Below are 18648 nucleotides of genomic sequence, written 5' to 3'. Positions count from 1 at the left end.
CCCTCAAAAGCAAAGACTGCCGGTGGGCGCCGATGAAATGTCACGAGCGCGTCATCTGCTGCGTATACGGATTAGCGGGTAACAGTTTCCTGTCTATACAGCAAAGGAAAAACGATGATCCGCACCATCGCAACCGCACTTGCCATAATGATCGGCTCCGCTCTTCCAGTGTTTGCGGAGCCGGTGAAATTCGCGGTGACCGACATGGAGGGGCTGGAGGCTCTTCAGCAGGAATTCGGCGCTTTCCAGACTGCTCTTGAAGAGGCGACGGGCCTGGATGTCGAGCTGTTTCCGGTCAGTTCGCGGACCACCGCCGTCGAGGCGATGAATTCCGGGCAGGTCGATCTTGTGCTGACCGGTCCTGCAGAATACGTGGTCATGAAGGAGTTGAGCCAGCCGAAGATTGTCGTTGCCTGGCAGCGCCCCGATTATTTCGCGCAGATCGCCGTGCTGGCGAATGGGCCGATCCGCTCGATTGAGGACCTGAAGGGCAAGAAGATCGCATTCGGCTCGGTCGGCTCGACCTCGCAGCACCTCGGCCCCGCCCAGGCGCTGGCCGATTTCAACCTGAAATATGCCACCGATTACGAACCGGTGATCATATCGCGCAACATCGCGGCTGAGGCGCTCATCCGCGGCGACATCGCCGCTATCGGCTTGAATTTCGGCTATCTGAACTCGGTGCGGGAAGCGTTCCCCGGCGTTGCCTTCTCGGTCATCGCACGCGGCCGCGATCTGCCGAACGACATTCTTGTCGCCCGCAAGGACATTTCAGACGACGTGTTCGTCAAGATCCGCGATGCCTTTGCGAAGAATGGCAACGAACTGATGAAAGCGATCCTGACCGGTGAGGACAACCAGAAATTCAAGGGCGGTTACTTCCTGACCGACGTCAGGGACTCTGACTACGACTATGTCCGCTCGATGTACCGCACGATTGGAATCGAGACCCTTACCGACTTCGTCAACTGAGGCTTGCTCCTTTTCATCGGCAAGGCCGGCGGTTAACCGCCGGTCTATTTCGTAGTCCGGGCCAATAATCCGGGCCAGCAATCCGGATTGGGCCAAGAGGTCACTATGACAGCTATCATTCGCGCGCACGATTTGGCGAAGAGCTATGCGAACGGAAAGGTCGTTTTCTCCAGTGTCGGCCTCGACATAGCATCGCGCGAACGGGTTGCCCTGATTGGCTCGAATGGTGCTGGAAAATCCACCCTGCTCAAATGCCTTATCGGCCTTCTGCCGTCGAGCGGTGGAGAGGTCGTCACCCTCGGCGAGAACTTCCGCTCGGCGCCGTCCGTCGCCCAGCTGCGGCGCATCCGTAGGCAGATCGGATTTGTCTTCCAGCACCACGGGCTGGTCAGCCGCCAATCGGTTCTTACCAACGTTTTGCAGGGCAAGCTCGGGCTGCCCGGCGGCTGGCGTGGCTGGCACCAGTCCATCGCAAGGCAACATTGGCGCGAGGAAGCAATGCAGGCGCTCGCCGACGTGCGGCTTCTCGGCAAGGCGGGCGCCCGCGCCGACGCGCTTTCTGGAGGGCAGGCGCAGCGGGTGGCGATTGCCCGGGCGCTGGTCCGGCGTCCGAAGCTTTTGATAGCGGACGAACCGGCGGCAAGTCTCGACCCGGCGGCCGGACATGATGTGATGCGCGTTTTCTCCGAGCTCACACAGGAACAGGCGATAACCCTGGTCTACACCACGCACGACATGGAGCATGCTCTCGGCTACTCCGACCGCTTGATCGCGCTCAAGGCGGGCAAGGTCTTCTTCGACCGGCCGACGACGCAGGTGACCCGCGCTGATCTGAAAGACGTCTTCGATGCATGACCGCCTTTCGCCGAGCCGGATTCCATCGATCTCGCCCCTCACTTTCAGCTTTGCCGTCGCATTGGCCGCTCTCGTGATCGTTTCCGCCGGGCAGGTCGCACCATCGCCGGAACAACTGGCAGGCGGAGTGCCCAGAATGGCCCATCTCGTCGGCCGCATGATACCCCCAAATGTCGAGCCAGGGTTCCTCCTGCGGGTTTTCTGGCGCATGGTCGAAACCTTTCAGATAGCGCTCGTGGGCACAGCAATAGGCGTCGCCCTCAGCTTGCCGTTTGCCTGGCTTTCGGCCAAGGACATAACCCCGCTCGGCCCGTTCCGGCATATATCGAGGATGCTGGTCTCGTTGTTCAGGACCGTTCCGGATTTGGTCTGGGCGCTTCTTTTCGTGTCAGCCGTTGGTCTCGGGGCGGTTGCTGGCACCATGACCATCGTCGTCGATACGATCGGCTTTTGCGGGCGCTTCTTCGCCGAGGCGATGGAGGACGCCGACGAAAGACCTCAGGAAGCGCTGTTTGCCATCGGCGCCAGTCGGTTCTCTGTCCTGTGCGGGGCAGTTCTGCCTGACGCCATGCCGTCGCTGATAAACACCACGCTGTTTGCGCTTGAAAAGGCAGTGCGCTCATCCGTTGTTCTCGGCCTCGTTGGAGCCGGTGGCATCGGCCAGGAGCTGAAGGTCGCGTTCGATCTTTTCCAATACAGGAATGCCTCGACCATCATCCTCGTGATCTTCGCCATCGTGGTGTTGATGGAGTTCGTGACGGATCGCTTGCGCTCGAAGGTCCAGTAATTGCAGGCTAGCCCGCAGTTTGGCCATGTGAGCCGCAAATCGACAGGACGCTGCATCCGCATCGGTTAGATACGATCCCAAGCTTCAGGGGTTGGCTCAGCGCAGCGATGGCCATTGGGCGGCGGCTGATCGCTGTCCTAGGGCACGAATATAAGGAACAGATAGGCGACGAATACGACGAGATGAACGAGCCCCGTCAGCATGGTTGTTCGGCCCGTCCCAAAGCTCACGATGCTGATGGCAAGCGCGAGGAGGAGAAGCACGGTATCCCCCGCACCCAGGCCAAGAGTGAGGCTTCGTCCGGTGAGCAGGCTCGCCGCACCGATTGCCGGGATTGTCAGCCCGATTGTTGCGCAGGCGGAGCCGAGGGCGACATTCAGCCCTCGCTGAAGCTCGTTATTGAGCGCTGCCCGAACCGCCGATACCGCCTCCGGCATAAGCACCAGCGCAGCGACGAAGAAGCCCACGATTGCGTCCGCCTGGGTAACTTGAAGAGACTCGAGCCCATTCTCGATGCTGCCGGCCACCTGCTCGGTCAGAAGAACGATCCCTGCCAGCCCGACAAACAAAAGGAGCACGCCGGTGGTCACGTTCCCGCCCTCGGATACATGCGCCTCATGTTCCGCGCTGGACGTCAGATCCTCGATAAAATCGCCCCGGTGGCGCACCATCTGGGCAAAGACGAAGGCACCATAGAGGAGGATTGAAAGAACGCTCACGAACGCGAGTTGCGATGCGGAGAACGTACCGGGGCTTGTCGCAAGAGTGTAGTTTGGAAGGATCAGCGTAAGAACCGTCAGCGCCATAATGACGGCAAGCGAGGCGTTGGTGCCCTGTCGTTTGATGTCCTGATATCGATGCTTCAGCCCACCCAAGGTGAGGCAGACCCCGACGACGCCAGCGCATACGATCATGACCGTCGAAAACACGGATTCGCGTGCCAGCGTCGGGTTGTTCTCGCCGTGCAGCATCATCGAAACGATGACCGAAGCTTCGATGGCCGTCACCGAAAATGTCAACAGCAGCGTGCCATATGGTTCACCGAGCCGCAATGCGGCGGCTTCTGCATGATGCAAAACCACAAACACTGTCGCGAATATGAAGACAGCGACGACGATCAGCGCCAGGATTTTGATCGAGAGCGGCGAATGCTCGATCGACGCGGCGCCGAAATGAATGAGTGCGGCCAGGCCCAAGGAGCCGATTGGGAACAGATATTGGCCGATCGATCGGGGATGAGCAGCCAAGACGGAATTCCTTCAGCGCCATCGACGGTCGCAGATCGGCTATTGCAGAAACTGGCCGAAGCCCACTGTATCAGTCTACTTGCGGCTGCCGGGCCGTTCAATGGCCGCCGAGCTCGATGCCGCCTATGCGGATCACAATTAAGCCTTGAGTTTTTGCGCTTGGGGCAATAGCTAGGTGCTGCCAGGCCGGGCCCCTCTGGCAGTCCATCAGGACTGCGATGTCGGACTGGAATTCCAATCCGGGTGGCCTGGCTTTGAGTTTTCTTCAGCTGTAGCGGCATTTCTCTTGTCATACGCGGTGTCCGCGTTGCTCTACGGTTATGCTCGCAAGCCGCGTCGCCCCTAGCTGAACGCAAGGGTGCCGTATGACAGAATTTTTTAGTCCCGAAGCAATGACCGCTCTGTTGCAGGTCATCATGATCGACCTGGTGCTGGCCGGCGATAACGCCATCGTTATCGGCCTTGCCGCGGCCGGACTGCCCAAAGAGCAGCGCAGAAACGCAATCGTCGTCGGCATAATCGCAGCGGCCGTTCTGCGCATCGGCTTTGCGGCCGCGACAACCCAGCTCCTGCAGATCGTCGGCTTGCTGTTCGCCGGCGGTCTATTGCTGCTGTGGGTATGCTGGAAGATGTGGCGCGAACTCCGGCAAAACCATGCGCAGGAAACACAGGCGATCGAAGCGCTTTCGGAAAGTGACGTCGACTACGATGGCATCGTAGCTGGCAAGGCTCCGCGCAAGACCCTGGCCCAGGCAACCTGGCAGATCATCATCGCCGACGTCTCGATGTCGCTTGACAATGTTCTGGCGGTAGCCGGTGCTGCGCGCGAACATCCGAACGTGCTGATCTTCGGCCTTGTCCTTTCCGTCGCGCTGATGGGCATCGCTGCAAACCTGATTGCCAATCTGCTTCAGAAGCATCGCTGGATCGCCTATGTCGGGCTGGTGGTCATCCTCTACGTAGCTGGCGACATGATCTATCGAGGTGCGATTGAACTTCTGCCTCACGTCCCGGGGGCATGAGACGCAAAAGATGGGCCGGCCGGAACGACGTCGTTCCGGCCGACGTCTGCCGCTAATAGGGCTGTGGAAAGAATTCTCGTGCTCAGATCCGTGTGAATCGCGGCTTGGCCCCACGCAAACGACCAAATTGGAAGGCATCCGACACGGCTGAGCGGATCATGAGCATCTCGCCTATGGTTTCGTGTGTCATGAGCCCGACCAGCCGGTCGGAATTGTCCACGACGGCGATAGCCGGCACATCTGCCTGCTGCATCAGCCGCAGGCTTTCCTCGAGACTTTTGCGGTAATGTATTTTCGGGATGTCGTGCCGCATTGCGCTGGCGACCGGTGCAGCGGGTCCCTTTTCCTTCAATGTCCGGATCATGTCGTTGCGTGTCACCAATCCTTCAAGACGGCCAGCGGAGTCGATTACAGGGAAATCGTGCTGCGTGGTCGCGAGCAGCATCTCGATTGCCTCGTTGAGCGTCGCCGAGCGATCCAGCCGGGCGAACTCGGTGATCATCACATCCGCGACAAGGACGCTTGTGGCTACCTCCCGGATCTGTGCGTTTTGCGCTTCCGCTGCCGCGGCGAGATAGACGAAGATGCCGATGAAGATCAGCAACGGATTGTAGAACAGCCCGAGGAAACCGAAGACGAAGGCCAATCCTTGGCCGATGGTGGCAGCGATCTGGGTCGCGCGCGACCACGAGAGGCGGGAGGCGAGGGCGGCGCGCAGGATACGGCCGCCATCCATCGGGAAGGCCGGGATCATATTGAAAAGGACCAGGAAGACGTTGACCCCGGCAAGCCTGGCGAGAAAACTCATACGCGGGTCCTCGATCCCGGCCATCTGTTCGGCGCCCGCCGACCCGCCGAGCAGGACGAAGAGCAGCGCGGCGATCGCGACATTGACCAGCGGCCCGGCAACCGCGATCACGAACTCCTGCCCCGGCTCTTCGGGCATGCGTTCCAGCCTGGCGACGCCACCGATCGGGAAAAGCGTAATGTCCGGCGTGCTGATGCCGAAAAACCGTGCGGCGGCGATATGGCCAAACTCATGCAGGACCACGCAGGCAAAAACCGCAATGATGAAGGCAACGCCTTGCCAGGCCGCCGGCGTGCCGCCGATCTGATAGTGCGTCAGCCAGATCCAGACGAGCAGAAGCAGGAAGGTAAAGTGAACGCGCACGGTGGTGCCGGCGATCGTCCCGAGGTTCAGCGACCAACCCAAATCCGTCCACTCCGAGAGGCCCCACCTTCGCAAGAGGCTTTGGCAGGACGCTTGCAATCGCTCGAGAACATCAGGTGCTCAAGCTCGTCGTCTGCGACCAAGGGCTGCCCGGCCGCGAGATGCCCGTCGCAAGAAGAGCTTATCACGACATTATACTCCGGTGAATGTCTCGGCGCGTCGTGACCCGACGTCCGCGCCTGCACGATGATTTCGCCCCGCCGCGCTTTTTTCGGCGCTGAAGGACACGGTGCTTCGGATCGTTATCATCGATGCTCCTGAACCTTTGCCGAAGAACATCGCAATGCTCCGGCGGTGCGCCGGCATTTGCCGGCGCACCGCGAAACAAGTGATCGTTGGCCTTCGCTAACATGTCTCGGCGTCAGTTAGTGGGCAGTCTGCGAGTGCTCGCCACCTGGCTTCGAGATGTCGCTTAAAGCCTCTCCCGCTTCTGCCGCTTCGGCATTCGTCGCGAGATCACTGAGCGAGACGATGCCGACGAGCCTCTTGTCGCGGTTCAGAACCGGGAGCCGACGCACCTGCAGGTCGCCCATGTTCTCAAGCACATGCTCGACGTCTTCATCATCGAAGCAATATTTGACCTCGGGGCTCATGACATCACGCACTTTCGTGTCAGGACCCTTACCCAATGCTACGCCGCGGATCGCGATATCCCGATCGGTGATCATTCCGACCAGCCGGTCGTGGTCGCCCACGGGCATCACTCCGGCGTCAAGCCTGCCCATGATCTCAGCTACTTCGCGGATGGACTGTTCAGGGTTAGCGACCTGGACATTTCTCGTCATGCAGTTGCCGACCTTCATGGCAATCTCCCTTCATTTTGCGAAGCCCCGCCGCCGATACGGCATTGGTGACCGATCAACGAAGTATTCGGCGGTAACGTTCCCTTGAACGTGGTTTGAACGGCCCGCACAGGGTTTTCACGGGGCCAGGGTGGGCTGGGAACGCCTGCGTCGCGGGCATCTTGCGGTTGTCTTTAACCACCCGAGGTCGCCGGCTCCCCGATGTCGCCGGCTGCAATGAGCCACTCGCGGTTGGAACCCTGATGGGCGATACGACGTTCCAGGAGATCGGCAGCCAACGGAGAAGTCGAATGCAGCCCTCAGCCGCAAATTCCACCAGCCGTCCCGCCGCGCTGACGATTACCCCGTTCAATGGAACCGTGACGGTCAGGTTCTCCGACGCGATTATTGCCTCGACCGAGCGGGCAAAAGTGCTCCATGAAGATGGGCACGATCCCGTCTTCTATATCCCCTTCGAGGATATCTATTTCGACCTTCTGGAGAAGACCAACACCACAACCCACTCGCCGCTGAAGGGCACGGCCAGTTACTGGCGGGTCCACGCGGTCGGCGGAGCGGCTGACGACTTCATGTGGGCCTACGAGACGCCCGACACGCCGGCATTGGCCATCGCCCGCCATGGCGCCTTCGATCCCAACAAGGCGCGGATCGATGCCGATCCTGCCGAGGACAAGCGACATACGCCTCATATCCCCGAATAGAGCCGAGCATGAGGTCGCACATCGGCCGATCACGCCACAGACGACAATCCTTTCGTCATTGGGCCTTTCGTCATTCGGAGAATTCTTCGTCGAGGATCCGCAGTCCGTCTTCATATTTCGATGTCGACGCGCCAATCTGCTTTGCCTGCCATAGGTTGTCGGCAAGATCGGCGCGCTTGACCGGCAGCGCCAATGGGTTGGCTGCTGCTCTGCGCACGAAAGCGAGGTCATCCTCGTCCGGCCTGCGTGTCATCGCATCGACTGCCGATACGATGGATGTTCCGAAACCAGCCGCCTCGAGCCGCTCGCGATCCCAATCGTCGCTTTTCTCAAGAACGTCGTGCAGGTAGGCAACGGCCTTCTGGTCGAGCGTTTCGACGGCATCAACGACCCGGCGGCAATGCTCGATATAGGATCGCCCGGTCTTGTCCGTCTGCCCCGCATGAGCTTGTTCGGCGATTTTTGCCGCGCGGTAAAGGAAGCTCACTGCCGCGATCCTTGCGTTGTCCCGATGATCCCTTGGTTTAATCATCAATTCGCTGCCGAGTTCCATTCGACGAAACCATGCAGCGCGAGTCTTGCGACGAAGCGTCGTAGGCAAGGCTGAGTGGAGACCCGCAATCCCTGCAGAAGCCTCTGCGGGCGAGTGGTGATGACCTGCGATCGGTTGGTCTTGGCACTTTCAGAAGCCAGCCACGCCAGAACGGCACGGGGGCTCAACTCGCTTGTGCCGCGATATCGGCCAAGGACGTCTGGACGAAATGCAGCGGCGCCTCGAGCGTCCAGGTGATGCCTTGCGCGTGGAACTCCAGCCGCCCGCTGCCGCTGAGAGCCTGCGGCGCCACGCGCTCGAGGACGACCACTCCGAAACCGCGCCCCCCGACAGCGTCGAGGATTGGCCCGTCCAACTCACGCCAGACCAGTCGAAAGGTGTCGGCGCCGTCGCCGGCAGGCATCACATTCCAATCGATTTCGACGCGTCCGCCGCTGCACGACAGCGCTCCATGTTTCGCCGAATTGGTGGCGAGTTCGTGAAAGGCTATGCCGAGATACTGGACGGCGTTCGGCTGGAGTATCACCATTGGCCCGGCCGTCGACACGCGGGACTGCGCTGCGAACGCCTTGAGCTGTGCCTGGATGAGCTCGCCGACCGTCGCGCCGCGCCATTCGGCATTGACCAGGAGATCATGGGATTCCGAAAGCGCCATGATGCGCTCTCGAACTTGCTCGAGGAAAGCCTCAGGTGTGCTCGTCAGCTTGCTCGTCTCGCGGATCATCGAGATGATGACCGAAAACTGGTTCTTCACCCGGTGATTGACCTCGCGCATGAGCAGACGGATGCGCCGTTCGTTCTCCTTGTGGGAACTTATGTCGCGCGCGATCTTGGAGGCGCCGACGACGCGCCCGATGGTGTCGCGGATCGGCGAGACGGTGAGCGAGACCGAAACGAGTGTGCCGTCCTTGCGCTGGCGCATCGTCTCATAGGAGGGGACGCGTTCGCCGGCGCGGATGCGGCTGATGATCGAGACTTCCTCGTCGAGACGATCGGGCGGGATGAGCATCGTCACCGGCCGGCCGATCGCCTCGGCAGGCGTGTAGCCGAACAGGCGTTCTGCAGCGTCGTTCCAGCTGGTGATGATGCCATTCATGTCCTTCGAGACGATGGCGTCCATCGACGACTCGACAATTGCGGCAAGACGCAGGCGGGCTTCATCGCCCAGCGTCTGCGTGCGCAGATCGAGCAGCGTGTTGATGGCACCGACAACATTGCCCGCTTCGTCGCGAAGCAGGCGTGGGTGGGCCCTGAACGGAACGAGTTCGCCGTCCGGCCGCTCCGCAATCGCCTGGTCCCAGGAGACGTCCCGGCCTTCGCGCAGCGCCACGGCCATCGGACACTCGCCATGCGCCATATTCCGACCGTCCAGATGACGAAGCTTCCACGAGCCGCACCATAGGTCCCGACCGACAACGGGACGATGGCCCCAGAGCTCAGCTGCGGCTTCGTTGAAGAAGGTGATGCGTCCCTGTTCGTCGACGGTGTAGATGGCGACGGGCAGTGCCTGCATCAGATCGTCAGGCGGAATCCCCGGAACTCCGAGGCCGATATCGGCTTGTTCAACGAAGTTCACGTGTAAACGCCATTCTCCTGGATTTCTGCAGCGGACATAATGCCCTTGAGCGATTTCGGTTCCGTCGAGACAATCACGTGCGCCCCTTGTCCGCAGCCGCGGCGACATTCCCGGACGAGGCCCTAAAGCGCGTGCGTTCGACCGACCTCACGCGACGCGCTTTAGGCCGTTGTTTTCATGATGTCGTTATCGCAAAACCGCTGCGCAATTTTGCGCGACATGCATTGCAGCGACACGGATCAACGCTGAAGTTTGTCCGCCTGGTCATGCGGGCCCTAAATGCGTCCGAGAAGGACCAGGATAATGACGATCAGCAGCACAAGCCCGAGGCCGCCACCGCCATAATAGCCAGTGCCGTAGAACGGCCCGCCACCCAGGCCACTGAACCCGCCAAGCAAGATAAGGATCAAAATGATGATGAGTATGGTTCCAAGGCTCATGGTGGTTCTCCCATTCTTGCGCTGCCGCGCCAAACAAAGGCCACGTCCATGCGCCTGTTGATGACGGTAGGAACTCCCAGAAGCGGCTTCCAGTTCCACCGCAAGTAGCATCGCTGACGCTCTCTAGCGGGAAAGGCTGGTAGGCTGACGAGAAAGCTCGCCGGCCGCGAGCCTGCGGGCGACAGGCTTTCTCAGCCTCGGACTGCCTGGAGGAGCGCCTCGCCCGGGACGTGAATACAATTCACCTTCCCTGGCGTGCCGGTCGGGTGCCGCCGCCCTTCTTTTCCGGGTCATGAGTATGGTGGCTGTCGCGTTCGCCTCCGCCGCCTGAGATCTTGCTGCGGCTGCGCAGATCGGAATCGGCTGGCGGCTTTTCTATCACCAGCGGTTCCTTGGCATTTTCGTGCGATGCGCCAGGACCGCCATGACGGATGCTGGCGCGGGTCTTCTTCGACGTGGACATGAAATCACCTAACGGTCCTGCTGGTGGCCTTGATGGGTCGTATTGACCCTCGTGTTGCCCTGCTGGCCCTGTTTGTCGGGATTTGGGGCGGAATGGCTGTGCTGCGTTTGGTCGACAGGAACCGACTTTTTGTCGCCCGGACCCTTAGGGCTCTGGTTCTCTGACGGAACGGGTGGTGGTCTTGTGCTCATGACGTTCTCCTTTCACTAGCCAAAACAAGCAGGCCCCGGGGAAGGTTCCTGATAGGAACCGTGCGAGGAGCAAACTACTGACATTGCCAATTCCGGCCTTGTCGGCGCGTCGCAGCGCAATAATCTTTTGTTAGGGCGTGGGCGCTTCCACCAGTTGAAAGGAGCCGACCATGAAACACCAAACACTCGACCAACTGCAGACAATTGCAAAAGTTGAGCCCTCGGCGACATACCCGACCATGACTCGGGCGCAGCGGATCGAGCGTTGGGCAGAGCTTCTCGAACAAAATCCACGGCGTTGCCTAGGAGCCCTTTCAGGCACCGAATATCTCAGTCCTGAAGCTCGTGACGTAGCGCGTGGCGCGGGGTCCCCGATCACCGTTGCCTATGAGGATCCGGTGCTGCGCGCCATGGGTCTGAAAGATGATACTTACGGTGAGGCAAAGCGCTTCTTCGAGCTGAGTGACTGGCAGTTGCACAACATCGTCTGTCACTGCCACGTTGGTGCTACGATGCAAGCGCGATGGGCTGCCGCCAGAGTCCGCCGGACAATAACCGGGAACAGACTCCTGGCTTGGTTGCGGGCAAGGTTTGTGCATTGAAGCCGGCCCAGAACGGTGACGACAGGTCTTGATCGTTTTCGTTAGCGGCTGGCCGCCAAATCCTGGTGGCATCGCCGGCAACGCAGTGGATCGTGGAGCCGATGCCGTGCTTTCAGAGCGGGCGGGTGAAGACCTCATGCTCGTCCGGTCGGGGCTCATTGTCGGCGAGCACAAATTCGAGCGGACCCATCTGGAGGGTGACCAGATGAAGCTCGACTTTCATGTGAACACGGCCCGCGCTCATACGATCCAACCACCGCATGTGCATCGCTCTCGGAGCAACAATAGCCGGTCATGGTTGTTGGGATCATCTGTTGGAGAAAGGCCGCTACGAGACGAGTCTAGCCGAGCAAGGAAGAAAGTGATGGCGTTCACTTTGACCAGTCCCGCCTTTCAAAATGGCCAGCCGATTCCGGATCGTCATGCCCGGCGCGGCGATAATCTCTCTCCGTTTCTGGAATGGAACGATCCGCCGCCGGGCACTCAGAGCTACGTGCTCGTCATGGAAGACACGGATGCACCGTCACAGGCGTCCCGGCATTGGGTCGTCTACGACATCGGCGGAGACCGGCGTCATTTGGCCGAAGGGCGGAGTTCCAAAGCGCGAACCGAGGACCTGCCTCATGGCTTCAATGATTTCGGCAACCTTCATTACGATGGACCCGACCAGCATCCGGGCGGTAAGCCACACACCTACCGCTTCAGGCTCGCGGCTCTTGGCATTGCCAATCTTCCCATCGGCCCGGAACCCGATGCCCTGGTCGTGTGGCAGGCTGCCCGTGAAAACATGTTGGCTGAGGCGGAATTAATCGGCACTTACGGATGAATCAGCGCCAGGCAGGTTCGTTCTTCTGCTCGCAATGGCTGAACGCGGTTCGCAGTCGCTGGAAATTCCTATGAATCTCCGGGGTCGCGTCGTGGCGTTCAAACACCGTTCTCTCGGGCTCTATGAGAGAGACTGCGCAGAGTTCATCCCGTGACATTCCCGCAATTTCGCCGGGGAACCTTTCTTGACGGACATGGTTGGGATGTGCAGCCGAAAGAATCCGGGCCTGCGCCAGGGAGGTTCGCCATGAAGCTTCGCGAGTTGATGGACCAGGGGAAGGATCTGCCCCCGGATACCCTGGTCTGTGCCGCCGAGATTGACGAGGCCTTTGCGGCCAACGTTGCCGGCATAGAAACGGTAGAAGGTGCCCGGATCGAAAGCCGCAAACCGGATGGCACCGAAGCTGTCGAACTCGCCAACGGCAACGACAGGGTTGTCGTAATCCGCTGGTGATCCGCTGGTTCATGCCGGAGCGGTCGCATGCTGATCACTGAACGATGGAGGAGTCGCAGTCCATGTTTTCGGTATTGAACCAAAGACTTTGCGCCGGCCTGATCGCTGGAACTCTGATGCTCTCGGCCGGCGGCCTTGCTCCGCTCTCAGCCCAGGAGATCCCGAACGACTTCACGGCAATCGTGCGCGAGAAAATTCCGGCCGTGGTTGCAATAACGACCAAACAGATCATCCAGGACCAGGCGACGCTGGGTGACTTTTTTAGTCCTTTCGGCACTCCCGGCCTCGGGCCGGCTCAACCGCGGGTGCGAGAGGCGCTTGGCTCAGGCTTTGTGATCAGCCCCGATGGCTACATCGTCACCAACAACCATGTGGTTGCCGATGCAAGCGAAATTCATGTCGTATTCTCCGACAAGGAGAATTTGCCTGCGCAGCTCGTCGGCCGCGATCCGGCAACCGACCTCGCGGTGCTGAAGATCGAGCCACGGCCCAATATGACAACGACCGCCTGGGGTGACTCCGATGCAGTACAACCCGGCGCATGGACGATCGCTATCGGCAGTCCTTTCGGGCTCGGCGGAACCGTCACCGTCGGCGTGCTTTCGGCCCGTTCGCGCGACATCAATGCCGGTCCTTACGACGACTTTCTCCAGACCGACGCCTCAATCAATCGCGGCAATTCCGGCGGCCCCCTGTTCAATGCGCGCGGCGAAGTGATCGGCGTCAATACCGCCATCGTATCTCCCACAGGCGGCAGCATAGGGATTGGCTTTGCGGTGCCATCCCGCACTGCCCGCAATGTCGTCGACCAGTTGATCCGCACTGGCCGGATCGAGCGCGGTTACATCGGGGTGCGCCTGCAGGAGATCACGCCGTCGATTGCCGAGGCGCTTGGAATACAAGGCAGCAAGGGAGCGCTGGTCGCCTCGGTCGAGCCCGGCAGTCCGGCAGACCAGGCAGGCATACAGGCGGGAGACGTGATTACGCGATTTAACGGCAAGGACATCCAGAGCGTCCATGATCTGACGCTTGCGGCTGCGAGCCAAAAGCCCGGAACCAAAACGACGCTGACACGGAACCGCGGAGGCAGCCAACAGGAAGTAGCTCTGACCATCGGACAGCGCGACGATGAAGAGCAACAGACCGGCGCCGTTCCAAGGTCGGAAACGGTCGACCAGCGTCTTGGATTGTCGCTCAGCCCGATCCCGGATGAGGCGCGCCAGCAACTCGGACTCCAGCCGGATACTACAGGCGTGTTCGTCCAGGAAGTGGCTCCAAAAAGCCTCGCCGCCGAAAACGGCTTTCAGCCTGGCGATGTGATCATCTCGGCCAACAACCGGGATGTGACACAGCCGTCGGACATCCAGGAGGAGTGGGCGAAGTCCCGCCAGCAGAACAAGCCGATATTGTTCCGCATCAGCAGGCAAGGGCAGTCCCTTTTCGTTGCTGTGGCCACCGCCAAATCTTGACGGGCCAAATCTTGACGGCGAATGCGTTAAAGCGCGGCGAGCGTAAACCTGGCCGAATAGATCACACGCTTCGCGAGAGGCGGCCTTTAGGGACGGGAACAACAGCCGACCGAGGCCGTTTCGTCCAATGAGTCATTCAATCTGTTGAAAGGAGGCTTCGATGAGCGCCACCGGACTCGACGTATTCGACAAGACGCTGCAGACAACAAACATCTGGCTCGACGAGATCATGACCGAGCTGGGGCCGGATCGGCAGGTCGCATGGCATGTGCTTGGAGCGGTGCTCCACGCCTTGCGAGACCGCATGCAGCCGGATCTTGCCGCCCACCTCGGCTCGCAGCTGCCGATCCTCGTGCGCGGCGCCTATTACGACCAATATCAGCCCTCCAAGACTCCCGAGAAGTTGCGGTCGCTCGACGAGTTCCTGGCCAAAATCAAGGCGGAGCTGGAATTCACCCGACCGGTCGATTCCAAGGATGCATTCAGGGTCGTATCCAAGGTGCTCGCTCACCATGTGGGAGAGGGTCAGATGATCAAGGTTTGGGATTCCTTGCCAGCAGAAATCAGGCGCGTCGCGGAAGCTCAGCAAGCGGCGTGAAATAGCGCCAGATATCGCTGGTCTCGTTTCTTGGGGAGACGGAAATGCCACTCACCCTTATCAGCCCGGCGTTCCCGGCGGGCGGGAAAATCCCTGAAAGGTATACCCGCGACGGCCAGAACGTCTCACCACCGCTAAAATGGTCCGGTATTCCCCACGGTACCAAGAGCCTTGTGCTTGTCGTGCAGGATCCCGACGCGCCGAGCGGGATTTTCGGGCACTGGGCGGTGTTCAATATCCCGCCTGATGCCGGCGAGCTCACCGAGGCGCAAGACGGCAAGCCAGGCCCGTCGGCACTCAGTCAAGGCACCAACGATTTCGGCAATGCCTATTACGATGGCCCGCAGCCGCCGGTGGGACATGGCGTCCATCATTATCATTTCCGGCTGGCCGCGCTCGACGTGCCGAGTCTCAGTGTGCCGGGACAGGCGGGCGTGCAGTCTGTCTGGAAGGAAGCCCAGAAGCATGCGCTGGAGCAGACTGAGCTGGTCGGAACCTACGCACGGTAACGCCGGCCCCTGGCGGTCGCTGCTTTTATAGCGCGGCCGGCGCAAGCGGCTTTCGAGCCGGGCCATGGATGACCGAACCGTCGGCGGCGAAAATCGAGCCATGGCAAGGACAATCCCAGGTGTTGTCCGCGTTGTTCCAGGTCACGGTGCAGCCTTTGTGGGTGCATGTCGCCGACACCGGGTGGAGCACCCCTTCAGCGTCTCTCCACGCCGCGATCTTTTCGTCACCCCTGACGATCACACCGCCCATGCCGGGCATGATGTCGTCGAGGCTTGAGACAATCGATTGGCTGCGGCCATTCTTGTGAAAGTCGTCGGGATAAGACCGCGCCGGATCATAGAGCTTTTGCCATGGGCTCGGCCGCGCGCAGATCAAATCCGCAATCATCATGCCTGCGGCCGTTCCATTGGTGATGCCCCAGGCGTTGAATCCCGTGGCGATATGAAACCCGGAGGCTTTGTCCGGATCGGGCTCGCCGGCATACGGAACCCTATCGGCCGTATCATAGTCCTCATTGCACCAGCGCCACGCAACGTCCCCGACTGGAAGGCTCATTCTTGCCCATTGTTCCAGCTCGATGAACCGTTTCGCCACGTCGCCGTCCTGGCCCGTGTCGAACTTGGGGCCGAGTGCGACAAGCAGCGGGCCTTCGGCGTCGCGGCCGGTGCGGATGGAATGCGTCGGATCGTCGATGCCGATGAACATGCCGTCGACAGCAAGAGGGTCATCGATCCGAAACGCCATGGCAGTGTGGCAGCGCGGCTGGGTCCGGTTCGCCATGCCGACGGGGCTCTTCACTGTCATGTTGGTGGCGACGACCACATGCTCGGCGTGAACGGTGCCGCTGTCGGTGACGACACGCCAGCGGCTTGCCTCGCCGATCGAGATCGCGCGGCTGTTTTCGAAAATCCGTCCGCCACGGGCCGTCACCGCTTGAGCCAGGCCAACCAGATACATCGCCGGATTGAACTGCGCCTGGTCGGAAAAACGCAGAGCGGCGGCCGTTTCGAAAGGCAGCGGCGCGCGCTCGAGAACATCGGCGTTCAATCCAACCTGGCGCGCGGCCTCTGCCTCGGCCACGATCGCCGCGCGCTGGCTTGCGTAGCAGGTGTAGGTATAGGCATCCTTGTTCTCGAGGTCGCAGGCGATGGCGTAGTCGCGAACCCATTCCCGGATCTGGGCGGCGCCGGCGGAATTCGCATCGGCATAGGTCTGCGCCAGGTCCTGCCCGAACGTGTCGATGAGATGGCGATAGATCAGCGCGTGCTGCGTCGTGATCTTGGCCGTCGATCGGCCGGTTACCTGGCCGCCTGTTCGCAGGCCTTCGACGACGATCACCGATCGACCGGCTTCGCAAAGGCGAAGCGCCGTCGTGAGCCCGACCATCCCGGCGCCGACGACAACGGCATCGGCATGGATCGAGCCCTCGAGCGGGGGATAGTTCGTAGCGGTGGCTGCCGCCACCCAACAGCTTCCCGGTTTTCCCGAAAGAATGGCCATTTCACCGGCGTCCCATGCGTTCGATGCATCTTCATCGACAACCCGCGCCGGCGCGAAAACGTTCCGGATTTGCCATCTTCAGTCGCTGTTTGGCCGTCCGGAAGCTAGAAACGCACCTGGAAGATGCGAGGTGCAAGCCATCACCCAGGTGATCGCCTCGCGATCGTATTGATCGCCGGAGGGCCAATTCTCGAAGAAAGTGTTCAACCTCGCGATGCGTTCGGGCCAGACGCCGGCGGCCTGCAGGCCCAGCGAAACGCCGTAATTGGTGAAGGCGAATTTCGTATCGGGCAGCCACGGCGCGCGGCTGAAATAGCCCGGCGGGTCGACCCACATCGTTGCCAGATTCCGCAGCGAACGTTTCGTCTGCGCTTTGGCCCATGGCTCGGCGGGAAAGAAGTGGGCGAGCCACAGCATCATGCCAAGGCCGAGATCCTGTTCGATGTCGAGGGTGCGCCAGTCGCGCTCCATCAGGTCATGCATCTGCGCGATCTCGAGCGCCAGTGCGTCTTCATCGAGCATCCGGTAGGAGACGTAACCATCGTAGGCGTCCATGCTGCCGAGACCGTAACCGGGATAAGGGCCGCTCAAATCCTCCTGCATTTTCCAGATCACGCCGCGGCCGGGGATCACGAAGGCCGGATGGATATCGCGCGCCAGCTCAACGCCGCGCGCGCGGTATCGCGGTTTCAGATCGCCGAGCCGCGCCAAGGCGAACAGCCACATCGCCAGGTAGTGGAAATACTGTCCGTCGCGATCTGCCGCTTCGCCGATCCTCAATCCGCGCGGACGACCGAGCACACGCTCGACATCCGCCACAAGCCGTTCAGCGTCACCCAGCCAACGTTCCTCGCCGAGCTCCTTGTAAAGCGAGACATAGAGCACGACCCCAAAAGCATCGGTCCAGAGATAGCGCAGGCCGTTGGGCCAGATGCCTTCGGCGCGCATCCAGTCGAGTTTCCGCAGGACGTAGTCAACGTCGCGCAGCATGACGCTGGTCTGGAGCCCGAACGGAAAGTATCGGGTGCTCCAGCCTTGGCATGCTTCGGCCCAAGCGGAGTGCCGACCGGCTATGTGCGCGTCGCAGTCGCGAGCATGCGGGATGTCGAGCATGTCTGCCTACGTTCCGATTAGTCTGGGTCAGATCGCAAACGATCTGGTCGGCGGCGGGTTCCTTGGCCGTCGCAATAAGCACCAGCCCGTACCGTCAGCCTGACCCCGGAACCCTCCATCTGTTCACGAGTTCCCTGGTCAGTCGCTCACTTCCACACGAAATGGTTGAGGAGGTTTCGTTGCCGCGCCCGATCGTGCTCTCGCTGGGCAGCATCAATGCCGATCTGCAGTTCGACGTTCAGGGCTCCCTTGGCGTCGGCGGCACCGTTAGGGCCAGCGGCTTCGCCCAACGCGCCGGCGGCAAAGCCGCCAACGTTGCGTATTTCACCCATCGCCTCGGTGTTCCGACCAGGCTTATCGGGCGCATCGGCGACGATCATTTCGCGGAGATCGCAGTCGGTCCGCTGAAGGCGGCGGAACTCGACCTCGGGTCCGTCGGCGTCACCCGCGACGTCCCGACTGGCGTTGCCATCGTGGCGGTTCCGAAGCACGGCACGAAAGCCATTCTGTCCGCATCCAATGCCAACAAGTCCTGGAATGACGCGGCCGTTGACAACGTCGTGGCAGCCATCAGGAATTCTCCTGATCGATCGATACTCATTGCTGACTTTGAAATTCCCTTGCCCGTCCTGAATGCCGCTTTCGAGACAGCGCAGGAACATGGGTTCAGAGTCCTGGTCGACCCGACATTCGCCGACCAAATCGATCGGTGGTCACAACTCGGGTGCAGGCGACG

General features: G+C 60.8%; 21 protein-coding genes and 2 pseudogenes. 12 read left to right on the top strand and 11 right to left on the bottom strand.

Annotated elements, in window-relative coordinates:
* The first annotated feature begins 114 nt into the window (after positions 1-114).
* The 3 genes from JG739_RS24460 (at position 115) to phnE (ending at position 2614) form a co-directional block, all read left to right on the top strand.
* Entirely contained in the window at positions 115-972 is an 858-nt protein-coding gene (locus JG739_RS24460) for a PhnD/SsuA/transferrin family substrate-binding protein (protein WP_202363756.1), read from the top strand.
* 105 nt (positions 973-1077) lie between these two features.
* Positions 1078-1827 carry a phosphonate ABC transporter ATP-binding protein gene (locus JG739_RS24455; RefSeq protein WP_202363755.1) on the top strand — a complete coding sequence of 250 codons (750 nt, stop codon included), beginning with the start codon at positions 1078-1080 and terminating at the stop codon, positions 1825-1827.
* A complete protein-coding gene (phnE, locus tag JG739_RS24450) occupies positions 1820-2614 on the top strand; it encodes a phosphonate ABC transporter, permease protein PhnE (RefSeq protein ID WP_202363754.1) in 795 nt (264 codons plus the stop codon). Before JG739_RS24455 ends, phnE begins: the two co-directional genes overlap by 8 nt.
* A 137-nt stretch (positions 2615-2751) precedes the next feature.
* Here the strand turns inward: phnE and JG739_RS24445 are convergent, their stop codons facing one another.
* Positions 2752-3810 carry a calcium:proton antiporter gene (locus JG739_RS24445; RefSeq protein WP_244749549.1) on the bottom strand — a complete coding sequence of 353 codons (1059 nt, stop codon included), beginning with the start codon at positions 3808-3810 and terminating at the stop codon, positions 2752-2754.
* A 416-nt stretch (positions 3811-4226) separates the two neighbouring features.
* Between JG739_RS24445 and JG739_RS24440 the strand changes: the two genes are divergently transcribed.
* Positions 4227-4883, top strand: coding sequence for a TerC family protein (locus JG739_RS24440; protein ID WP_202363752.1), 657 nt, complete (start codon positions 4227-4229; stop codon positions 4881-4883).
* Between the two features lie 82 nt (positions 4884-4965).
* Here the strand turns inward: JG739_RS24440 and JG739_RS24435 are convergent, their stop codons facing one another.
* Entirely contained in the window at positions 4966-6096 is a 1131-nt protein-coding gene (locus tag JG739_RS24435; protein ID WP_202363751.1) for a site-2 protease family protein, read from the bottom strand.
* Between the two features lie 383 nt (positions 6097-6479).
* Positions 6480-6917: a CBS domain-containing protein gene (locus tag JG739_RS24430; RefSeq protein WP_202363750.1), complete on the bottom strand. Its 438-nt coding sequence runs from the start codon at positions 6915-6917 to the stop codon at positions 6480-6482.
* A gap of 290 nt (positions 6918-7207) precedes the next feature.
* Here JG739_RS24430 and JG739_RS24425 point away from each other — a divergent pair, with 290 nt between their 5' ends.
* On the top strand, positions 7208-7618 hold the full coding sequence (locus JG739_RS24425) for a DUF427 domain-containing protein (protein ID WP_202363749.1): 411 nt from the start codon (positions 7208-7210) through the stop codon (positions 7616-7618).
* Positions 7619-7688: 70 nt separating this feature from the next.
* On the opposite strand, the gene JG739_RS24420 is transcribed toward JG739_RS24425, so the two are convergent.
* The 5 genes from JG739_RS24420 to JG739_RS35520 all read right to left on the bottom strand — a co-directional run bounded on the left by JG739_RS24420 (position 7689) and on the right by JG739_RS35520 (position 10841).
* The gene (locus JG739_RS24420) at positions 7689-8105 is read right to left on the bottom strand and encodes an HD domain-containing protein (protein WP_202363748.1); all 417 of its coding nucleotides are present in this window, start codon (positions 8103-8105) and stop codon (positions 7689-7691) included.
* Between the two features lie 229 nt (positions 8106-8334).
* Complete coding sequence (locus JG739_RS24415) at positions 8335-9747, bottom strand: PAS domain S-box protein (protein ID WP_244749548.1); 1413 nt, start codon at positions 9745-9747, stop codon at positions 8335-8337.
* 275 nt (positions 9748-10022) lie between these two features.
* Positions 10023-10187 carry a DUF3309 family protein gene (locus JG739_RS24410; protein WP_023799553.1) on the bottom strand — a complete coding sequence of 55 codons (165 nt, stop codon included), beginning with the start codon at positions 10185-10187 and terminating at the stop codon, positions 10023-10025.
* 241 nt (positions 10188-10428) lie between these two features.
* Positions 10429-10650, bottom strand: coding sequence for a hypothetical protein (locus JG739_RS24405; protein ID WP_123147253.1), 222 nt, complete (start codon positions 10648-10650; stop codon positions 10429-10431).
* Positions 10651-10658: 8 nt separating this feature from the next.
* Positions 10659-10841 (bottom strand): hypothetical protein, encoded by a 183-nt coding sequence (locus JG739_RS35520; protein WP_244749547.1) that lies wholly within the window; start codon positions 10839-10841, stop codon positions 10659-10661.
* 170 nt (positions 10842-11011) lie between these two features.
* Between JG739_RS35520 and JG739_RS24400 the strand changes: the two genes are divergently transcribed.
* Positions 11012-11443 (top strand): hypothetical protein, encoded by a 432-nt coding sequence (locus tag JG739_RS24400; protein ID WP_202363747.1) that lies wholly within the window; start codon positions 11012-11014, stop codon positions 11441-11443.
* Between the two features lie 115 nt (positions 11444-11558).
* Here JG739_RS24400 and JG739_RS36430 read toward each other — a convergent pair.
* Positions 11559-11666: pseudogene (locus tag JG739_RS36430) on the bottom strand (DUF4396 domain-containing protein); the annotation flags it as partial.
* Positions 11667-11807: 141 nt separating this feature from the next.
* On the opposite strand from JG739_RS36430, the gene JG739_RS24395 reads away from it, so the two are divergent.
* The 5 genes from JG739_RS24395 (at position 11808) to JG739_RS24375 (ending at position 15298) form a co-directional block, all read left to right on the top strand.
* Complete coding sequence (locus JG739_RS24395) at positions 11808-12269, top strand: YbhB/YbcL family Raf kinase inhibitor-like protein (protein ID WP_202363746.1); 462 nt, start codon at positions 11808-11810, stop codon at positions 12267-12269.
* 246 nt (positions 12270-12515) lie between these two features.
* Complete coding sequence (locus JG739_RS24390; protein ID WP_202363745.1) at positions 12516-12722, top strand: sugar phosphorylase; 207 nt, start codon at positions 12516-12518, stop codon at positions 12720-12722.
* Between the two features lie 62 nt (positions 12723-12784).
* A complete protein-coding gene (locus JG739_RS24385) occupies positions 12785-14191 on the top strand; it encodes a Do family serine endopeptidase (protein WP_202363744.1) in 1407 nt (468 codons plus the stop codon).
* Positions 14192-14351: 160 nt separating this feature from the next.
* Positions 14352-14789, top strand: a complete 438-nt coding sequence (locus tag JG739_RS24380; RefSeq protein ID WP_202363743.1) for a DUF2267 domain-containing protein — start codon at positions 14352-14354, stop codon at positions 14787-14789.
* A 44-nt stretch (positions 14790-14833) separates the two neighbouring features.
* Positions 14834-15298, top strand: a complete 465-nt coding sequence (locus tag JG739_RS24375) for a YbhB/YbcL family Raf kinase inhibitor-like protein (RefSeq protein WP_202363742.1) — start codon at positions 14834-14836, stop codon at positions 15296-15298.
* Positions 15299-15323: 25 nt separating this feature from the next.
* Here JG739_RS24375 and JG739_RS24370 read toward each other — a convergent pair whose 3' ends face one another.
* Positions 15324-16799, bottom strand: coding sequence for an FAD-dependent oxidoreductase (locus tag JG739_RS24370; RefSeq protein ID WP_202363741.1), 1476 nt, complete (start codon positions 16797-16799; stop codon positions 15324-15326).
* A gap of 78 nt (positions 16800-16877) precedes the next feature.
* On the bottom strand, positions 16878-17789 hold the full coding sequence (locus JG739_RS24365) for a hypothetical protein (protein WP_202363740.1): 912 nt from the start codon (positions 17787-17789) through the stop codon (positions 16878-16880).
* A 50-nt stretch (positions 17790-17839) separates the two neighbouring features.
* Between JG739_RS24365 and JG739_RS36425 the strand changes: the two are divergent.
* A pseudogene (locus tag JG739_RS36425) lies at positions 17840-18562 on the top strand (PfkB family carbohydrate kinase); the annotation flags it as partial.
* Positions 18563-18648: the final 86 nt, after the last annotated feature.

The sequence above is a fragment of the Mesorhizobium sp. L-2-11 genome, from assembly GCF_016756595.1.
GTDB lineage: Bacteria > Pseudomonadota > Alphaproteobacteria > Rhizobiales > Rhizobiaceae > Mesorhizobium.
The sequence above is the reverse complement of the archived record's forward strand: the minus strand, read 5'-3'. Positions and strand labels throughout refer to the sequence as shown.

What these genes read in the sequence shown, in the direction of transcription:
- JG739_RS24395 (WP_202363746.1), top strand. Translation starts at nt 11,808, where the DNA reads ATGGCGTTCACTTTGACCAGTCCCGCCTTTCAAAATGGCCAGCCGATT.
- JG739_RS24410 (WP_023799553.1), bottom strand. Translation starts at nt 10,187, where the DNA reads ATGAGCCTTGGAACCATACTCATCATCATTTTGATCCTTATCTTGCTT.
- JG739_RS24365 (WP_202363740.1), bottom strand. Translation starts at nt 17,789, where the DNA reads ATGCTGCGCGACGTTGACTACGTCCTGCGGAAACTCGACTGGATGCGC.
- JG739_RS24460 (WP_202363756.1), top strand. Translation starts at nt 115, where the DNA reads ATGATCCGCACCATCGCAACCGCACTTGCCATAATGATCGGCTCCGCT.
- JG739_RS24425 (WP_202363749.1), top strand. Translation starts at nt 7,208, where the DNA reads ATGCAGCCCTCAGCCGCAAATTCCACCAGCCGTCCCGCCGCGCTGACG.
- JG739_RS24430 (WP_202363750.1), bottom strand. Translation starts at nt 6,917, where the DNA reads ATGAAGGTCGGCAACTGCATGACGAGAAATGTCCAGGTCGCTAACCCT.
- JG739_RS24385 (WP_202363744.1), top strand. Translation starts at nt 12,785, where the DNA reads ATGTTTTCGGTATTGAACCAAAGACTTTGCGCCGGCCTGATCGCTGGA.
- JG739_RS24405 (WP_123147253.1), bottom strand. Translation starts at nt 10,650, where the DNA reads ATGTCCACGTCGAAGAAGACCCGCGCCAGCATCCGTCATGGCGGTCCT.
- JG739_RS35520 (WP_244749547.1), bottom strand. Translation starts at nt 10,841, where the DNA reads ATGAGCACAAGACCACCACCCGTTCCGTCAGAGAACCAGAGCCCTAAG.
- JG739_RS24370 (WP_202363741.1), bottom strand. Translation starts at nt 16,799, where the DNA reads ATGGCCATTCTTTCGGGAAAACCGGGAAGCTGTTGGGTGGCGGCAGCC.
- phnE (WP_202363754.1), top strand. Translation starts at nt 1,820, where the DNA reads ATGCATGACCGCCTTTCGCCGAGCCGGATTCCATCGATCTCGCCCCTC.
- JG739_RS24440 (WP_202363752.1), top strand. Translation starts at nt 4,227, where the DNA reads ATGACAGAATTTTTTAGTCCCGAAGCAATGACCGCTCTGTTGCAGGTC.
- JG739_RS24400 (WP_202363747.1), top strand. Translation starts at nt 11,012, where the DNA reads ATGAAACACCAAACACTCGACCAACTGCAGACAATTGCAAAAGTTGAG.
- JG739_RS24390 (WP_202363745.1), top strand. Translation starts at nt 12,516, where the DNA reads ATGAAGCTTCGCGAGTTGATGGACCAGGGGAAGGATCTGCCCCCGGAT.
- JG739_RS24375 (WP_202363742.1), top strand. Translation starts at nt 14,834, where the DNA reads ATGCCACTCACCCTTATCAGCCCGGCGTTCCCGGCGGGCGGGAAAATC.
- JG739_RS24380 (WP_202363743.1), top strand. Translation starts at nt 14,352, where the DNA reads ATGAGCGCCACCGGACTCGACGTATTCGACAAGACGCTGCAGACAACA.
- JG739_RS24455 (WP_202363755.1), top strand. Translation starts at nt 1,078, where the DNA reads ATGACAGCTATCATTCGCGCGCACGATTTGGCGAAGAGCTATGCGAAC.